Origin of the sequence: Caulobacter sp. HMWF025 (genome assembly GCF_003060965.1) — a bacterium.
Lineage (GTDB): Bacteria > Pseudomonadota > Alphaproteobacteria > Caulobacterales > Caulobacteraceae > Caulobacter.
The window spans coordinates 1-16,965 of sequence record NZ_QAII01000118.1 but is presented as its reverse complement, the minus strand read 5'-3'; the positions used below and the strand labels follow the sequence as shown (position 1 = coordinate 16,965).

Sequence of the window (16,965 nt, the reverse complement as noted above, 5' to 3'; positions counted from 1 at the left end):
ACCTGACCCGCGCCGTGCTGCGCGGGGCGCTGGCGCCCCTCAGGTCGGCCCCGCGCAGCACGGCGCGGGTCAGGTCGGTGCGCAGGAATCGCTCCTGGGCAATCTGCAGCGGCCCCAGCCGGGCCCCGCTGAGGTCGGCCCCCGCCATCTGGGCATCCATCAGGCGGCCCCCCCGCAGGTCGGCGCCCTTCAGTTTGGCCCCGCGCAGGTCGGCCCCGGCCAGGTTGGCCCCCTGCAGCTGGGCGCCTTCCAGGTCCATGCCGTAGAAGATCCCGCCCGGCGCCGAGAGGCCCGTCAGGGTCCGGCCCTTCAGGCGGCGCAGCGGACGGAAGTCGACCCCGTCGGTCCGGGCCGTTTTGCCTTCGCGACCTTCGGTGCGGCAGAAGAGTTCGTGGATCTCCAGAACCTCCCACAGCGGCATGTCGTCGATATAGATCAGGGCCGGCGGGGCCCGCAGCGCGCCGGTCAGATCGGCCTTGTCGAGGCCCGCGCCGGACAGGTCGGTGCCGACCAGCACGGCCCGGCGCAGCGACGCCCCGGCCATGTCGGCATTGAACAGATTGGCGCCCGACAGGTCGGCCCCGTCCATCCGGGCCCCGGCCAGCCGCGCGCCCTGCAGGGAGACCCCGGAAAGGTCCGCATCGGTGAAGTCGGCGGTCCGCGCCACCTCGGCCCCCAGCTGGGCCCCTGACAGGTTGGCCCCCTTCAGCGTGGCATAGTCCAGCTCGCCGGGGCGGCGGGAATGTTCGAGAATGCGGAAGCCCTCGGTCGAGTCCTGCAGGGCGGTGACGCCTTCGCGCAGGTCGGCCGCCGACAGGTCTGCCCCCGACAGATTGGCCCCGCGCAGGCAGACGCCGCGCATGTCTGTCCGCGACAGGTCGGCCGCCCGCAGGTCGGCATCGCGCAGGTCGGCGCCGTACAGGGTTCCGCGCGTCAGCTTGGCCCGCGACATCAGGGCTCCGCCGAGCAGGGCCCCGGTCAGGTCGGCCTCCGACAGGTCGGCGCCTTCGAAATTGTAGTGGTTGAGATTGACGTAGGACAGGTTGGCCCGACGTCCGGCCGGCACGCCCCGCAGATAGCGGCCATGAGCGTCCAGCGCCTCGCGGACGGCGGCAGCCGGGAGGATGCGGATCAGGCCGGGGCGGGTATCACGGGCGACAGCGGCAGACATGCGCGATCAGGAGTCCTTCAGAAGCGCCGCACCCTAGCGCGCCCCCTTTAAGGAAGGGTTCCGGTGGGGCTTGAAGAAGGAAAGCCAGTCAGGGCCGCTTGGCGCACACCCGCCAGAAGGCCTCAACGTCGCGGCGCTGGCTGTCGCCCCGCGCATCAACCCGACGATGAACGTCGTAGAGCACGCTCGTCAGCCTACCGGTACTGGCGAAGGCCGTCGCGACAGGACTCGCCGCGTTGATCGAGGCTTCGACGACAGGCACATCCGACTCTGCGGGCGGAACAAGGTTCAGAGTTTGTGACTCGCTACCACTTTGAAGCCGAAGGCGATCTGGCCACGTTCGCTCATCATCACCGACAAAAACCATGACGGTGGCGACACCTGACCGAGGAACACAGGTGAAACCCAAAGACACGATATCGGTCTCTTCCAGCCCGTAAATCAGCTTGGCCGGCCATTCGCCATCCGAGGGGCCAAACCCCCAGGTTTCGTCCCCTTCAGGCAGACGCTTCCCCGGGGTCGCGCAACCTGCCAGCACCAGTCCGGCAGCAAGAAGGATCACGGTGGTGCGGGAAATGCGGCTCATGTCCGCAAGCTATTGACGCGCACGATCAAAATCAACCTTAGGGCGAAAACCTACAGCCAGCCCTTGCGCTTGAACCACAGCAGCGGGCCGACGGCGGCGGCGAACATCAGGCCCAGCGCCATCGGATAGCCCTCCATCCAGCGCAGTTCGGGCATGTGCTCGAAGTTCATCCCGTAGACGCCGGCGATCAGGGTGGGGGGCAGGAAGACCGCCGAGAACACCGAGAAGATCTTGAAGATGGCGTTCTGCTCGATGTTGATCAGGCCGAGCGCCGCATCCAGCAGGAAGGTGATGTTGCCCGACACATAGCTGGAGTGGTCGGTGATCGACTGCACGTCGCGCTGCAGGGATTTGAGGTGGTCGCGCAGGTCACGATCGCCCTCGAACTGTGTGGCCAGGGAGGCGAAGCTGAGCAGGCGGGCCAGGCTGACGAGACTGTCGCGGGCCTTGGCATTGACGTTCTGGGCCCGGCCCAGGCGGTTGAGGATCTGCTCGAAGGCCCCGCCGCGCGGCCGGCTGAAGATCGCCCGGGACTGGGCCTCGACCTCACTGGCGGTACGTTCGAGGATGTCGGCCGTGCGGTCGACAATGGCGTCCAGCAGGCCGAGGAAGGTCTGCGGACCGTTGGGGCACAGGCTGGGCTGCCGCTCGGCCTGGGCGGCAAAGACCGAAAAGGCCCGTGGCTCGACATAGCGGATGGTCACCAGCCGCTGGCCGGTCAGCACGAAGGTCACGGGCGCGGCCGTCGGCAGGTCGCCGTCGGCATTGACCAGGATGGTGGCGGTCATGAAGGTGCCGCCGTCCTCCTGATAGAGGCGCGAGGAGGCCTCGATCTCGGCCATCTCCTCGCGCGTCGGCAGCAGCAGGCCGATCGATTTCTCAACCGCCACTTCCTCGGCCCGCGAGGGATCGACCAGTTCGACCCACACGGCGTCAGCCGGGAGCCGCCAGTCGGGACTGACGATGACCGGTTCAAAGCCCGGCGCGCCGTGGCGCAGAATTCTCAGCATGGTTCAACCAGCCCCGTCACAGGCCGGGAATGGCCCACCGCGACGACAAGGTCAACGCGGCGTTAGCGCGGGGGTGCGGGCTTGTCGCTGTCCGACTGGGTTGCGGCCTCGATCAGGGCGGCAATACGGTCGGTGGAGTCGGCGGCCTGGGTGATGATGTCCAGCGGCGAGGCGCGAACCGAGGCGGCCACCTGGTTGGCGGCCTGCTTGGCCACCGAGACCACGGCGTTCTGGGCCAGGGCGATCTTGCTGGTCGCCGCAGCGATCTTCGTCGCTTGGGCGTTCTGGTAGATGAAGCCGTGGGTCGGATAGACCGTGGTGCCCAGATCGCGGATCGGGTCGTACCAGACCTTGACCTCGCTCCAGTCGCCGTTCGGCGAGACGTCGACCACGGTGACATCCGTCTCGACCTGGCCGCGGCCGCCGTCGATGACGGACCAGTTGGCGTGGGTCACCTGGATGACGCGATCGGTCAGGACCTGGCTGACGAAGGCCACGTGGCCCAGGGTCATGCGGCCGGTCGGCTTGAACGAGAGCACCGAGCCGATCTTGGGAACCGTGCCGGTGTCATACTTGCCGGCGGCCTGGCTCCACCAGGTGCGGGCGTCACCGAAGATCTGGATGCCCGACATCAGACGTGCAAACGGAACGCACTGCCAATAGCCGTCAGCGACTGCTCCGGAGACCGGCAGCAGGCTGATCATGGCGGCAGCGGCCAGGGAACCCCAGAGGGTTCTCGTCCGTTTCGTCATGCTGTGGGAACTCCCCCGCCTCACTCAACCAAGCAGTAACCTTGCCAGAGACCTGTGAAAAGAGTGTTTCTCAGGCACCGGCTGTGGCAGGTCGCCGCTGTCCCCAGGTTTTCCCCAGAGATTTGAGCCAGTGTCGGGCCGGATTCTCGATCAGGTGATACGAGCCTGCCGAGAGCGGGACGAGTGCGGCGACAATCACCAGCCAGACCGTGAGTGGCAGTTGCTCACCATCGATACCGAGAACCCGGGTCGCTAGATTGACCGAGATGATCTTCCACGGGATGCAGATCATGTAGGTCGAATAGCTGATCTCACCCAGATAGACGGGAATGCTTTGGGTCGCGAAGGTCGACCCGCTCGAGGACAGGCCGGCCAAACCCAGAATGAGGCCGCCGAGGACCATGACAATCACCGCATCGGGGGCCTGGACCTGCACCGCGATCGCGACCAGGGCGCCCATTATTGCGGCAAGGGGCACGGCCCAGCGCGCGGGAATCACCGCCGAGCGCCAGAGGGCATGCAGGGCGCAGCCATAGGCGAAACACGGCACGATGCGCAGCGCGCCCCACTGGATGGTGGCCTCGGTCAGCGGAAAGCCGGCCAGACGCTCGAAGGCGGGATAGAGTCCGGCGATCAGGCCCAGCGCCAGGACGACGGCCAGCCAGGGCCGGTGGCGCAGCCGCCAGGCCGCGAAGGCGAAGGCCGGAAAGGTCAGATAGGCAAACCACTCGGCCGAGATCGACCAGGAGGCATGGTTCCATCCCGATACGGGCGCAAAGCCCCAGGCATGGACCATCAGCAGGTTGGCCGGCAGGGCCTCCCAGGCCAGCATGTTGCGGTCCACCGCCACCCCGGCCAGTCCGGCGGCGGCGGCCATCAGCCCCACGCCGACCAGGGTCGCCAGATGCAGGGGATAGACCCGCGCCACCCGGTTCCACAGGAAGTCGCCGTAGCGAAACCGGCCCTCCCCGAAGCCCTGCAGATAGACATGGCAGAGGATGAAGCCCGACAGGGTGAAGAAGGCCTCGACGCCCAGATAGCCCTTGGCTGCAAAGGCCGGGGTGAAGCCGGTCGCAAGGTTGGGCCAGTAGTGAAACATCACCACCCAGAAGGCCGCCAGGAACCGCAGGGCGGTCAGGGACTTGATATTGGCGGCGTCAGGCATACTTTCAGTCCGGTTTGGCGAAGCCTGGGGGCTTCCGTCGCGTCCCTTGCATGGACGGTGCCCGCCGGGGGGTGGGCAGAGACGCGTATTCCAGACCGGAACCTTAGAACGGGACGATGAACGAACTCCTTCAACTTGCCGCAGACCCCACCGTCTGGGCCGCCCTGATCACCCTGATCGTCATGGAAGTCGTGCTCGGCATCGACAACCTGATCTTTATCTCCATCCTGTCCAACAAGCTGGCGCCCGAGCACCGTCAGAGGGTGCGCCGGATCGGCATCTCGCTGGCCCTGATCATGCGCCTGGTTCTGCTGTCGACGATCGCCTTCATCGTCGGCCTGACCAAGCCGGTATTCGATCTCGGGATCGTGGGTCCGCTCGGCGCGCACGGCGAGCCCTCGTTCGAAACCGCCTTCTCCTGGCGCGACCTGATCCTGTTTGCCGGTGGCCTGTTCCTGATCTGGAAAGCGACCAAGGAAATCCACCACAGCGTCGACACCAAGCAGGAAAGCCACGACGTCCTCGACAAGACGGGCGCGGCGATCTCGAATGTCGGCTCGGCTATCTTCCAGATCATCCTGCTCGACCTGGTGTTTTCGATCGACTCGATCCTGACCGCCGTCGGCATGACCGAGCACCTGCCGGTCATGGTGGTCGCCGTGCTCGTCGCGGTGACCGTGATGCTGCTGGCCGCCGACCCGCTGGCCAACTTCATCAACAAGAACCCGACTGTGGTGATGCTGGCGCTCGGCTTCCTGCTGATGATCGGCACCGTCCTGATCGCCGAAGCCTTCGGCATGCATGTTCCCAAGGGCTACATCTACACGGCCATGGCCTTCTCGGCCGGGGTCGAGGGCCTGAACATGCTGTCCCGACGGGCTGCGGAGAAGAAGCAGGCCGCCGGTCAGTAGACCTGCGCCATCGTCCCGTTCCGGGCCGGGTGATTCCATCCGGTCCGGAAAGGTTCTAGAGCGTGTCCCGAACCCTCCCCGGATCGCCGGGGCAGGGCCAGGGGCTTCTATCCTTCCATGACCGGCCAACCCTTCAGCGATGCCGAGCGACGCCTGACGCTCGGGGCCCTGATGATCGTCTTCCTGCTCAGCGCGCTGGACCAGACCATCGTCTCCACCGCGATGCCGCGGATCATCGCCGACCTGCACGGCCTGACCCTCTATTCCTGGGTGACCACGGCCTATCTGCTGACCTCGACGGTCATGGTGCCGATCTGGGGCAAGCTGGGCGACATCTACGGGCGCAAGCCGGTCCTGGTCACCGGTATCCTGATCTTCCTGGCCGGCTCCTGGCTGTCAGGCCTGTCCGGCGAGTTCGGCCCGGTCTTCGGGGTCAGCGGCATGGTCCAGCTGATCGTGTTCCGGGCCCTGCAGGGGATCGGCGGCGGAGCCCTGTTCACCACCGCCTTCGCCATCATCGCCGACCTCTATCCGCCGCGCGAGCGCGGCAAGTTCGCAGGCATCTTCGGCTCGGTGTTCGGCCTGGCCAGCGTGCTGGGCCCGCTGATCGGCGGCTATTTCACCGACCACGGCACAGTCCAGTTCGGAGCCCACACCATCGCCGGCTGGCGCTGGGTATTCTATGTCAACCTGCCGCTCAGCCTGCTGTCGCTGTTCATGGTGATCGTGAAGATGCCGGCCCTGCCGCATCAGCGGTCGGGCGCAGTCGACGTGCTGGGCGCCGCCCTGCTGATCACCGCCTTCGTGCCCCTGCTGCTGGCCCTCAGCCTGGGCGGCCAGAGCTTTGCCTGGAGCTCGCCCCAGAGTCTCGGCCTGTTCGCCGCCGCAGCGGTGGCCCTCGGCCTGTTCATCACCGTTGAAACCCGCGTCGGCAATCCGATCCTGCCGCCGCACCTGTTCCGCAACCGGACTTTCTCGACCGCCAATCTCGCCGGTTTCCTGATCTCGGCCGCCTTCATGGGCGTGGTGATGTTCCTGCCGCTGTACCTGCAGCTGGGACTGGGCGTGAACGCCACCACCAGCGGGCTGGCCATGCTGCCCCTGATGGGCGGCATGATCATCGGCAGCACCCTTTCGGGTCAGCTGGTCAGCCGCACCGGACGCTACAAGCCGTTCATGCTGACCGGCGCCGTCCTGATGGTGATCGGGGTCGGCCTGCTGTCCCTGTTCCTGGGCAAGGTCAGTCTTCCGATCCTTTGCCTGATGCTGCTGGTGGTCGGGCTCGGCCTCGGGCCGGGCCAGAGCCTGTTCAACATCGCCACCCAGAATGCCGTCGACCCGCGCGACATCGGCGTGGCCACCAGTTCCAACCAGTTCTTTCGCCAGATCGGCTCCACAGTCGGCGCAGCCCTGGCCGGAGCCCTGCTGACCCACAGCCTGGCCGGCCTGGACGGGGCCCTCTCACTCGGGGCGCTTCAGGGCCTGGCAATGGAGGCCGGTCTGCATGCCGGCCACGCCGCTGCTGATCCCGCGCTCAAGGCCGCCCTGGTCCACGCCGTTCGCAGCATCATGGTCGCCGGCGTCGTCGTGGTTCTGGCAGGCCTGGTGACGATCCTGTTCATCCCGGCCCTGCCCCTGCGCTCGCGCATGCCGGAGGCCGCGCCCGTCCTGGTCAAGGACGAGCCGACCGTCTGAACCGGCGTCGCTCAAGCGTCAGGGAGCCGTCGACCAGAGCTTGCGGACCAGCGCCTTCACCGGTGCCGTGACCGGCGCATAGCCGAGGGCCGAAACCCGGGCGTCGCCCTTGGCATAGCCCCAGTCGAAGAAATCCGTGACCAGGCGGCGACGGTCCGCCGGCGCGTCATCCCGCAGCAGACCGTAGCTGACCAGCACCAGCGGCCAGCTGGCCGCTCCCGGCTGATCCAGGGTCGGCACGCCGAACCCCTTCGACGCCGACCAGTTCGCCCCCGCCGCCACGGCCGCAAAGCCCCCGGGCGACGGCGCGACGAACAGCCCGTCATGGTTCTTCAGGGACACCAGGTCGAGCTTGTGATCGAGGGCATAGGCATATTCGACATAGCCGAGGGTGCCCATGGTCCCGCCCATGATCTCGCTGATCCCGGCATTGCCCTTGCCGCCCAGTCCGATCGGCCAGGTGACGGTCTCGCCGGCCCCGGGACCAGCCTTCCAGGCCGGACTGACGGCCGACAGATAGCTGGTCAGCAGCAGGGTCATGCTGGCCGGATCAGTGCGGTGCGCCACCGTGATCGGCCAGTCCGGCAGGTCGACGCCTGGATTGACGGCCTTGATTTTCGGGTCATTCCACTTGGTGACCTCGCCCATGAAGATCGCCGCCAGCAGAGGCCCATCCAGCCGAAGCTTGCCGCTCTCCAGCCCCGGGACATTGGTCACCAGCACCGTGCCGCTGATCAGGAAGGGAAACTGGCTCAGCCCCTTGGCCTGCAGGTCGGCGTCCGACAGCGGCATGGCGGTGACGCCGAAATCGGCGGCCTTGGCCTCGATCTGGCTGATTCCGAACGCGGAGTTCTGGCCCTGATAGGTCATGACCCGGCCGGTCTCGGCCTGGTAGTCAGTCATCCAGGCCTTGAACAGGGGGGACTGGATCGACCCGCCTGCCCCGCTGATCACGGTGGGAGGGGCTGCGGGAGCCTGGGCCATGGCCGCACCGGCTCCGGCCAGACAGAGGGCCAAGGCCAACGACGTGACAAGCGTTTTCAAAAGATATCCTCCCGGCATGTCCCAGAAAGGCGGGTACTTGTTTACCGTGCCCGTCACAGATCTGGATTTCTTCCCTGGACACCTTTCTGACCGGAGGATTTCAGACGTGAATATGTGACACGAAGACGCATCTATTCATGCGACTGAATGGCAATGACTTCAGAAATAACAAAACACGAATTACAGGAAGCTGTACGGATCAATATCGATCACGACCCGCACAGAGTTCGGGACCTTCGCCCGGGCCCGCCAGGCTGCCATGAAGCCCTGCAGGTCCACCTTGCGATCAGCCCGGACCAGGAAACGCTTGCGGCGGCGTCCACGCACCAGCCCGAGAGGCGCATCGGCCGGCCCGAACACCTCGACCCCCTCGGCATTGGGGATCGCCGCCGCCAGGGCCTCGACATAGGCCTCGAGGGCCACCGGGTCGGGGCCGGAGGCGATCACCGCAGCGAGGCGGCCGAACGGCGGCAGGCCGGCTTCCTCGCGCATCCGCATCTCGGCCTCGACGAAGGCGTCACGGTCCTGGGCTTTCAGGGCCTGAAGCACGGCATGGTCCGGCGTATAGGTCTGCAGCAGGGCCCGGCCCGGCTTCTCGTGCCGCCCGGCCCGGCCCGCCGCCTGAGCCAGCAGCTGGAAGGTCCGCTCGCCGGCCCGCAGGTCGCCGCCGCGCAGGGACAGGTCGGCATCGACCACCCCGACCAGGGTCAGGTTGGGAAAGTTGTGGCCCTTGGCGGCGGCCTGGGTGGCCACCAGGATATCGATCTCGCCGGCCGCCATGCTGTCGACCAGCGCCCGGGCCCCGGCCGCGTCCATCACCGTGTCGGAGGAAAACACCGCAATGCGCGCGGTGGGAAACAGATAGCGCGCCTCTTCCTCGACCCGCTCCACGCCGGGCCCGATCGAGACCAAGCTGTCCTTCGCTCCGCACGACGGACAGGCCTCCGGCTTCTTCATCGAAAAGCCCGTCAGATGGCAGACCAGCCGCCCGGTATAGCGGTGCTCGACCAGCCAGCTGTCGGTGTCGGGTGACTTCATCTTATCGCCGCAGGCCCGGCACAGCACGAGGGGCGCATAGCCCCGGCGATTGAGGAACAGCATCGACTGCTCGCCCCGGGCGAGGGTGACGCTCATCGCCTTGACCAGCGGCGGCGACAGCCAGCGGCCGGCCTCGGGCGGGGTCTCGCGCATGTCGATCAGGCCGATGTCGGGCAGTTGCGCCGCCCCGTGCCGCGCACTGAGGCGCAGCCAGCGATAGCGGCCGCTCTGGGCGTTCCACAGGCTTTCCAGCGACGGCGTCGCCGAGGCCAGCACCACCAGCGCCGCCTCGATCTTGGCCCGGGCCACGGCCAGGTCGCGGGCCTGATAGATGAATCCCTCTTCCTGCTTGAACGAGCTGTCATGCTCCTCGTCGACCACGATCAGCCGCAGCTTGCGGAACGGCAGGAACAGGGCCGAGCGAGCCCCGACCACGATCCTGGCCCGGCCGCTGGCTACGCCTTCCCAGACCTTGCGACGCCGGGGCGGGGCGACGCCGGAGTGCCACTCGGCCGGCATGGCCCCGAAGCGCTGGGCAAAGCGGCTCATCACCGCCTGGGTCAGGGCGATCTCGGGCAGCAGGATCAGCACCTGACTGTCGGGGTCCTCGGCCAGGGCGGCGGCGACGGCCTCCAGATAGACCTCGGTCTTGCCCGAGCCGGTTACCCCGTCGAGCAGCGCCGCCTGAAACCCGCCCAGGCCCAGCATCTCCGACAGAACGTCAGCGCAGGCCTGCTGGCTGGGGTTAAGGCTCTGGGGCGGCAGGGACAGGTCCGGCGCGGGGAAGCTGTTGTCGGCCTCGACCAGCTCGACCACCAGGGCCCCCTCGTCGACCAGCCCCTTGACGACCCCCGCAGAAACCCCGGCCAGGCTGGCCAGGGCCGCACCGGACATCGGCCCGGCCTCGGCGGCGGCCAGGACCTTCAGGCGTGCCGGCGTCATCCGGGCCGACTGGGTTCCGCTGAGGACCAGCACCCGGTCGGGCTTGGGCGGCGGATGGCGCAGGCCGCGCAGGGCCATGGCCAGCGGCCAGCCGGGGACGTCCACCGAATAGCGCGCTGCCCAGTCGATGAAGGTCAGGACCCCGGGCGGCAGGGGCGGATCGTCAAGCCGTTCCAGAACCGGCTTCAGGGGCCGGTTGCCGCCGGTCCCGTCCCGCAGGGCCGTGACGACACCCCGAATCACGCGGGGGCCCAGCGGCACGGTGACATGATCGCCGACCGACAGGCCCAGCCCCTCCGGCTCGGCATAGTCGAACGCCTCCGGCAGCGGCATGGGCAAAAGAACGGAGGCGATACGCGGCATGGGAATCAGCTTCTGCCGCGAAAGGCCGGCGGGGTCGAGAGGACGCATCGTCCCGGCCATCAAGTCGCTGTTAACCGCCTTGGGTCTTGATGTCGCCGTCTGAGTAAATGCCCCCGGGGCGGAGTGGACCGACAATGAGCGATGCAACTCAAGCCATGATGCAGGCCGTTGACCCCGAAGCCGTCCGCGCCTTCCTGCGGGATGAGCCGGAGTTCCTGCGCGACGATAGCGGCCTGCTGGGCGAACTGGGCCTGCGGGTCGACGGCGGCAATGTCATCGACTTCGGACCGGCGGCCCTGGCCCGGGCTGCGGCCGCACACAAGCGCGAAGCCCATGTTCGGCGCGAGATCGAAGCCACGGCCCGCGCCAACTTCTCGGCCCAGGCCCAGACCCATGCGGCGGTCATCGACCTGCTGGACGCCCGCAACCACTCCGACCTGGCGCGTCGCGTCGACGAGATGGCCACCCTGCGCTTCGGCCTGACCACCGGCGTCATCGTCCTGGAAGGCCCCGGCCGGGTCCCCGCCGGCTGGTACGGCCTGATCGAGGGTCAGATCGACATGCTGATGGGCGAACATGCCGTGGCGCGCATGGGCTTCTATGCCCCGGCGCTGGGCCTGTTCGGCGACAAGCTGGACCACATCCGCAGCATGGCCATCGTCCGCCTGGCCCTGTGGGAGCCCTCGCGTCAGGGCATCCTCGCCTTCGGCTCGTCGGACCCCGAAGCCTTCACGCCCGACATGGGCTCCGAACTGGTGGCCTTCCTGGCCCGCGTGGTCGAGCGTACCGCCGAGCGCTGGCCCGTCCTGTGAGCCTGGCCCGGCCCGACGGCCGGGAGGCCCTAGCCGCCTGGCTGGACCATCTCACCCACGAGCGCCGCGCCTCGCCCCGGACTGTCCGGGCCTATGGCGACAATGTTCTGGCCTATCTGAACTTTCTGGCCCGCCATCACGGCGAGACCGTCACCCTGGACCTACTGGGTGCGGTCTCGGCCGCCGACCTGCGCGCCTATCTGGCCTTTCGTCGCGAGGGCGAAGAGGGCCTGGCCCCACGCTCCCTGGCCCAGACCCTGTCCTCGATCCGGGCCTTTCACCGCTTTCTCGACCTGCGTCTGGCCACCCCCAACAGTGCCGTCGAGCTGGTGCGTGGCCCCCGCCTGCAGGTGGGCCTGCCGCGCCCGGTCACCGAAACCCAGGCCCATGACCTGCTGGAGGAGGCCGGGGCGGATCCCGACTACGAAGACTGGGAGATCGCCCGCGACGAAGCCGTCCTGACCCTGCTCTGGGGCTGCGGGCTGCGCATCAGCGAAGGCCTGTCCCTGACCCGTCGTGACGCCCCGCTCGGCAACAGCCTCAGGATCATCGGCAAGGGCGGCAAGACCCGCATTGTCCCGGTGCTGCCGGCGGTGCAGGCCGCCATCAACGCCTATGTCGCCGCCCTGCCCTTCGTCCTGTCCCCGGACGAGCCGCTGTTCCGGGCCCGGCGCGGCGGCCCCCTGTCTCCGCGCCACATGCAGGCGACGGTCCAGCGGTTGCGGGGCCGCCTTGGCCTGTCGGACCGGGTGACGCCCCACGCCCTGCGCCACGCCTTTGCCACCCACCTGCTGGGGGCCGGCGCGGACCTGCGCGCGATTCAGGACCTGCTCGGCCACGCCTCGCTGTCGACCACCCAGCGCTATACCCAGGTCGACGCCGCCGGTCTGATGGCCGCCTACGGTCGGGCCCACCCCCACGGCCAGTAAACCTGCGACGTACTGTCGCGGTTCATCCCGGGTCTTGAAGTTAATTGGCTGGATTAACCGCGTTTTTACGGGGGTCAGTGCTTGTAGGGCACAACAACCGACGCTCGCCCGACGAGCGCGCGCGGCGGATCAGGGGTTTAGTGATGAAATTCGACGATCTCAAGATTTCGACCAAGGTGGCGCTGCCCGCCGTGATCCTCACCGTGGTGGCCCTGGCCATCGTCGGCATGGGGGTCTGGCAGGCGAAGAAATCCGAGGATGCCACCACGGTTCTCGTCGAACAGCGCGCCCCGGCCGAGCTGGAAGCCTCGCGCTTCAACCGCCGGATCATGACCATCGGCTATGCGGCCTATCGCACCGTGTCCAACACGGGTAGCTCGCCCGAGGCCCAGGCCGCGAGCCAGGAAATGGACGTCGCCTACAAGGAAGCCAAGGAGCGCATCGCGGCCGTCAAGAAGGCCGATCCCGCCGCCGCCAAGACCCTGGCGGACTTCAGCACCCGCCTTGAGAAGATCTATTCCAGCGCCCGCCAGGGTGCCGACCTGGCCCTGATGGACGCCGACGAGGCGGCGATCATGGTGATGGCCGTGATCGATCCGGACATCTCCAGCCTGAACAAGGACGTCAGCAAGTTCACCAACACCCATGCCGACGAAACCCGGATCATGGTCGAGGAAGCGAAGAAGGATGCCGCGGCCGGCACCCTCTTCAGCATCCTGTTCGGTCTGATCTCGGCCGGTGCCGCCCTGGCCTTCGCCATCTGGATCGGCAGCGCCAAGATCTCGCGCCCCCTGACCAACCTGTCGCGGACCATGGAAACCCTGGCCCAGGGCTCGGTCGACGTCGATGTGATCGGGGCCCAGCGCAAGGACGAGGTCGGTGCGATGGCCCGCTCGGTCCAGGTGTTCAAGGACAATGCCCTGGCCCTGCGCACCGCCGAAGCCAACCAGCAGCGCCTGAGCGCTGAAACCGAAGCCGAACGCCGTCGCAACCAGGAGGCCGCCGATGCCGCCGCCCGCGAGCAGGCCTTCGTCATGGAACACATCGCCACCGGCCTGAACCGCCTGGCCGAAGGCGATCTGACCTACCGCGTCGACCAGCACTTCCCCGAGGCCTATCAGCGCCTGCAAAGCGACTTCAACGGCGCCATCACCCAGATGGAAGAGGCGATGCGCACCATCGTCCACGCCGCCAGCAGCATCGGGGCCGGCTCTGACGAAATCGCCTCGGCCGCCGACGACCTGTCGCGCCGCAGCGAGCAGCAGGCCGCCAGCCTGGAAGAAACCGCCGCCGCTCTCGACGAGATCACCGCCACGGTGAAGCGCTCGTCGGCCGGTGCCGTCGAAGCCTCCAAGGTCGTGGGCTCGACCCGCGCCGACGCCGAACGCTCCAGCATCGTGGTGCGCGGTGCCGTCGACGCCATGAACCAGATTGAGAAGTCGTCGCAGTCGATCAGCCAGATTATCGGCGTCATCGACGAAATCGCCTTCCAAACCAACCTGCTGGCCCTGAACGCCGGGGTTGAAGCGGCCCGGGCCGGTGAAGCCGGTCGTGGCTTCGCCGTCGTCGCCCAGGAAGTGCGGGCCCTGGCCCAGCGCTCGGCCGACGCCGCCAAGGAGATCAAGACCCTGATTTCGACCTCCAGCCAGCAGGTCGGCCAGGGTGTGGCCATGGTCGGCCAGACCGGCGAGGCCCTGCAGGCCATCGTCGCCAAGGTCAGCGAGATCGACGCCCTGGTCAGCGAAATCGCCGCCGGCGGTGCCGAACAGGCGACCGGCCTCAACGAGGTGAATGCCGCCGTCAACCAGATGGACCAGACCGTTCAGCAGAACGCGGCCATGGTCGAGCAGTCGACCGCCGCCAGCCACTCGCTGAAGGGCGAGGCCGGCAACCTGATGCAGATGATCTCGCGCTTCCGGGTCAATGGCTCCGAGGCTGTGGCCTCGACCCGCGTCAACCGCCGCCCGGCCGCCCCGCCGCCGGTGTCGCGTCCGACCTTGCAGCCCGCCTCGTCGCACAGCCGCCCCGGTGCCAATCCGGTCCGCGCCGCCCAGGCCAAGCTGGCCGCCTTCGCCGGCTCGGCCAAGCCTGCCGCCTCGAGCGACGACTGGGAAGAATTCTAAGGTTTAGTGCCGCGTAAGCGCCCCATCCCCTCGGGGCGTTCCTCCCCTGAAAAACAACTCGAGCCCCGCCGGGACACCGGTGGGGCTTTTTTCTGGGCCGGATCCGGGGAAATCTGCCCCCGCGCCGGGCCCCTCTCCCCGGCCTGAGCAGGGAGCTTCCGCATGAGCCTTCGCCTCACCGCTTTCGAACGCTCGCCGGATCGCGGCCGGGGCCTGGCCCGTGACATGCGGGTTCGCTGGGCCCTCGAGGAGGTCGGTCTGGCCTATGAGGTGCTGCCGCTGTCCTTCGACGACCTCAGGACACCGGCCCATCGGGCCCGGCAGCCGTTCGGCCAGATCCCGACCCTTGAGGACGACGACCTCGTCCTGTTCGAGTCCGGCGCGATCGTCCTGCACATTGCAGAGCAAAACCAGGGCCTTCTGCCGGATGAGCCCCGGCTCCGCGCCCGGGCCATCATGTGGATGTTCGCCGCGCTCAATACGGTCGAGCCACCGATCGTCGAGCGCTCCATGGCCCTGCTGGTCGAGCACGACGCCCCCTGGCAGGCGGCGCGGCAGCCCCTACTGGACGACCGCGTCCGCCGGCGGCTCGCCGAACTGGCCCTCGCCCTGGGCGAGGCGGAGTGGCTGGAGGCCGGGTTCAGCGCCGGTGATCTGATGATGGTCAGCGTGCTGCAGCGCCTGAAGGGCAGCGGCCTGCTGGAAGAGGTTCCGGCCCTTTCGACCTATATCGCCCGGGCCGAGGCCCGGCCGGCCTTCCAGCGGGCCTTTGCGGCGCAGCTGGCGGAATTCAGGGCCGTCTCACCGGAGGCCTGAACGAACAGGGGCGGGACACCGGCTCCGGTGACCCGCCCCTGATTTTCTGCAGACCTGGCAGGCTTAAGCCTGCATGGTCCAGCCTTCGACGCCCATGGCGGCCTGGCGCAGGGCCTCCGACCGGGTCGGGTGCGGGTGGCAGGTGCGGGCCACGTCTTCCGACGCGCCGCCGAACTCCATGGCCACGCAGTATTCGCCGATCATGTCGCCGACATTGGGGCCCACCATGTGGACGCCCAGGATGCGGTCGGTCGCGGCATCGGCCAGAACCTTCACCTGGCCCTCGCCCTCGTGGTTGATCTTGGCGCGGCTGTTGGCGCTGAACGGGAACTTGCCGACCTTGTAGGCGATGCCCGCGGCCTTCAGCTCTTCCTCGGTCTTGCCGACGGTGGCGACTTCCGGGCTCGTATAGATCACGCCGGGGATCAGGTCGTAGTTCACGTGACCCGCCTTGCCGGCGATCAGCTCGATACAGGCCACGCCTTCGTCCTCGGCCTTGTGGGCCAGCATCGGACCGCTGGTCACGTCACCGATCACCCAGACGCCGGGGGCGCTGGTCTTGAAGTGGTCGTTGGCAATCATGCCGCGCTTGTCGGGCGTGATGCCGACCGTCTCCAGGCCGAGGCCCTGGGTGAAGGGACGGCGGCCGATGGCGACCAGCACATAGTCGGCGGTCAGGGTCTGGGCCTCGCCGCCGGCAACGGGCTCGACCGTCAGCGACACCGACTTGGCCGAGGCCTTGGCCCCGGTGACCTTGGCCCCCAGCTGGAACTTGAAGCCCTGCTTGGTCAGGCTGCGCTGGAAGACCTTGGCGGTATCATTGTCCAGGCCCGGGCAGATGCGGTCGAGGAACTCGACGACCGTAACCTCGGCCCCGAGGCGGCGCCAGACCGAGCCGAGTTCCAGACCGATGACGCCGGCCCCGATCACCACCAGGCTCTTGGGCACTTCCGGCAGGGTCAGGGCCCCGGTCGAATCGACGATGCGATTGTTGTCGACGGTGATGCCCGGCAGCGGCGTGGGCTCCGAGCCCGTGGCGATGACGATATTGCGGGCCTCAAGCACCGTCTCGGTTCCGTCGGCGGCCTTGACCACAACCTTGCCCGGTCCGTCGATGCGGCCCCAGCCCTTGATGTAGTCGACCTTGTTCTTCTTCATCAGAAACTCGACGCCCTTGGTCAGGGCTTCGACGCTGTCGGCCTTCTGCTTCATCATCTGCGGCAGGTTCAGCTTCGGCTTGACCTCGATCCCGAGGGTGGCCAGCTCACCACCGGCGGCGGCGGCATAGACCTCAGACGCGTGCAGCAGGGCCTTGGACGGCATGCAGCCGACGTTCAGGCAGGTCCCGCCCAGCGTGCCGCGCCCCTCGATGATGGCGACCTTCAGGCCCAGCTGACCGGCGCGGATCGCCGCATTGTAGCCGCCGGGACCGCCCCCGATGATGACGACGTCGTATTGAGCCATGGATCTTCGCCTTGAGACGCGCCTGCGAACGGCGCCGGACAGAGATGGGACCGCGCCCCCGAGATTTCCACACGAACAGGGCGGGCGGGCTACTCCTAGCGCAGCCGTCGGGGGGATCAACCCAAAGCGGCCGCAAACCCTGCT

Annotated in this window: 14 protein-coding genes; 6 read left to right on the top strand and 8 right to left on the bottom strand. The window is 67.8% G+C overall.

The genetic code is table 11. From position 1 onward, the window contains the following. The 5 genes from DBR10_RS12835 to DBR10_RS12815 form a co-directional block, all read right to left on the bottom strand. A partial coding sequence (locus DBR10_RS12835) for a pentapeptide repeat-containing protein (protein ID WP_108556392.1) occupies positions 1–1,171 on the bottom strand: 1,171 nt, incomplete at its 3' end. Between the two features lie 88 nt (positions 1,172–1,259). Next, on the bottom strand, positions 1,260–1,757 hold the full coding sequence (locus tag DBR10_RS12830; protein WP_108556391.1) for a hypothetical protein: 498 nt from the start codon (positions 1,755–1,757) through the stop codon (positions 1,260–1,262). A 50-nt stretch (positions 1,758–1,807) separates the two neighbouring features. Further along, the gene (locus tag DBR10_RS12825) at positions 1,808–2,767 is read right to left on the bottom strand and encodes a magnesium transporter CorA family protein (RefSeq protein ID WP_108505935.1); all 960 of its coding nucleotides are present in this window, start codon (positions 2,765–2,767) and stop codon (positions 1,808–1,810) included. Between the two features lie 62 nt (positions 2,768–2,829). Next, entirely contained in the window at positions 2,830–3,519 is a 690-nt protein-coding gene (locus tag DBR10_RS12820; RefSeq protein ID WP_108490280.1) for a CHAP domain-containing protein, read from the bottom strand. A 70-nt stretch (positions 3,520–3,589) separates the two neighbouring features. Further along, on the bottom strand, positions 3,590–4,684 hold the full coding sequence (locus tag DBR10_RS12815) for an acyltransferase family protein (protein ID WP_108490281.1): 1,095 nt from the start codon (positions 4,682–4,684) through the stop codon (positions 3,590–3,592). A 116-nt stretch (positions 4,685–4,800) separates the two neighbouring features. Here DBR10_RS12815 and DBR10_RS12810 point away from each other — a divergent pair, with 116 nt between their 5' ends. Further along, a complete protein-coding gene (locus tag DBR10_RS12810; RefSeq protein ID WP_108490282.1) occupies positions 4,801–5,595 on the top strand; it encodes a TerC family protein in 795 nt (264 codons plus the stop codon). 117 nt (positions 5,596–5,712) lie between these two features. Continuing rightward, positions 5,713–7,290 carry an MDR family MFS transporter gene (locus tag DBR10_RS12805; RefSeq protein WP_108505936.1) on the top strand — a complete coding sequence of 526 codons (1,578 nt, stop codon included), beginning with the start codon at positions 5,713–5,715 and terminating at the stop codon, positions 7,288–7,290. Between the two features lie 18 nt (positions 7,291–7,308). Here the strand turns inward: DBR10_RS12805 and pstS are convergent, their stop codons facing one another. Further along, positions 7,309–8,334: a phosphate ABC transporter substrate-binding protein PstS gene (gene pstS / locus DBR10_RS12800; RefSeq protein WP_158272240.1), complete on the bottom strand. Its 1,026-nt coding sequence runs from the start codon at positions 8,332–8,334 to the stop codon at positions 7,309–7,311. A gap of 180 nt (positions 8,335–8,514) precedes the next feature. Then, positions 8,515–10,677, bottom strand: a complete 2,163-nt coding sequence (locus tag DBR10_RS12795) for a primosomal protein N' (RefSeq protein ID WP_108556394.1) — start codon at positions 10,675–10,677, stop codon at positions 8,515–8,517. Positions 10,678–10,811: 134 nt separating this feature from the next. On the opposite strand from DBR10_RS12795, the gene DBR10_RS12790 reads away from it, so the two are divergent. From DBR10_RS12790 to DBR10_RS12775, 4 genes are all read left to right on the top strand, one after another. Beyond that, positions 10,812–11,489 carry a DUF484 family protein gene (locus DBR10_RS12790; protein WP_108490295.1) on the top strand — a complete coding sequence of 226 codons (678 nt, stop codon included), beginning with the start codon at positions 10,812–10,814 and terminating at the stop codon, positions 11,487–11,489. Between the two features lie 2 nt (positions 11,490–11,491). Further along, a complete protein-coding gene (locus tag DBR10_RS12785; protein WP_108556393.1) occupies positions 11,492–12,418 on the top strand; it encodes a tyrosine recombinase XerC in 927 nt (308 codons plus the stop codon). Positions 12,419–12,561: 143 nt separating this feature from the next. After that, positions 12,562–14,541 (top strand): methyl-accepting chemotaxis protein, encoded by a 1,980-nt coding sequence (locus DBR10_RS12780; protein WP_108556390.1) that lies wholly within the window; start codon positions 12,562–12,564, stop codon positions 14,539–14,541. Between the two features lie 162 nt (positions 14,542–14,703). Further along, entirely contained in the window at positions 14,704–15,357 is a 654-nt protein-coding gene (locus DBR10_RS12775) for a glutathione S-transferase family protein (RefSeq protein ID WP_108490411.1), read from the top strand. A 63-nt stretch (positions 15,358–15,420) separates the two neighbouring features. Here DBR10_RS12775 and lpdA read toward each other — a convergent pair whose 3' ends face one another. Then, a complete protein-coding gene (gene lpdA / locus DBR10_RS12770; RefSeq protein WP_335582560.1) occupies positions 15,421–16,863 on the bottom strand; it encodes a dihydrolipoyl dehydrogenase in 1,443 nt (480 codons plus the stop codon). Positions 16,864–16,965 lie beyond the last annotated feature (102 nt).

Coding starts and splice junctions, on each gene's coding strand:
- DBR10_RS12830 (WP_108556391.1), bottom strand. CDS start 1,757: ATGAGCCGCATTTCCCGCACCACCGTGATCCTTCTTGCTGCCGGACTG.
- DBR10_RS12825 (WP_108505935.1), bottom strand. CDS start 2,767: ATGCTGAGAATTCTGCGCCACGGCGCGCCGGGCTTTGAACCGGTCATC.
- DBR10_RS12820 (WP_108490280.1), bottom strand. CDS start 3,519: ATGACGAAACGGACGAGAACCCTCTGGGGTTCCCTGGCCGCTGCCGCC.
- DBR10_RS12815 (WP_108490281.1), bottom strand. CDS start 4,684: ATGCCTGACGCCGCCAATATCAAGTCCCTGACCGCCCTGCGGTTCCTG.
- DBR10_RS12810 (WP_108490282.1), top strand. CDS start 4,801: ATGAACGAACTCCTTCAACTTGCCGCAGACCCCACCGTCTGGGCCGCC.
- DBR10_RS12805 (WP_108505936.1), top strand. CDS start 5,713: ATGACCGGCCAACCCTTCAGCGATGCCGAGCGACGCCTGACGCTCGGG.
- DBR10_RS12795 (WP_108556394.1), bottom strand. CDS start 10,677: ATGCCGCGTATCGCCTCCGTTCTTTTGCCCATGCCGCTGCCGGAGGCG.
- DBR10_RS12790 (WP_108490295.1), top strand. CDS start 10,812: ATGAGCGATGCAACTCAAGCCATGATGCAGGCCGTTGACCCCGAAGCC.
- DBR10_RS12780 (WP_108556390.1), top strand. CDS start 12,562: ATGAAATTCGACGATCTCAAGATTTCGACCAAGGTGGCGCTGCCCGCC.
- DBR10_RS12775 (WP_108490411.1), top strand. CDS start 14,704: ATGAGCCTTCGCCTCACCGCTTTCGAACGCTCGCCGGATCGCGGCCGG.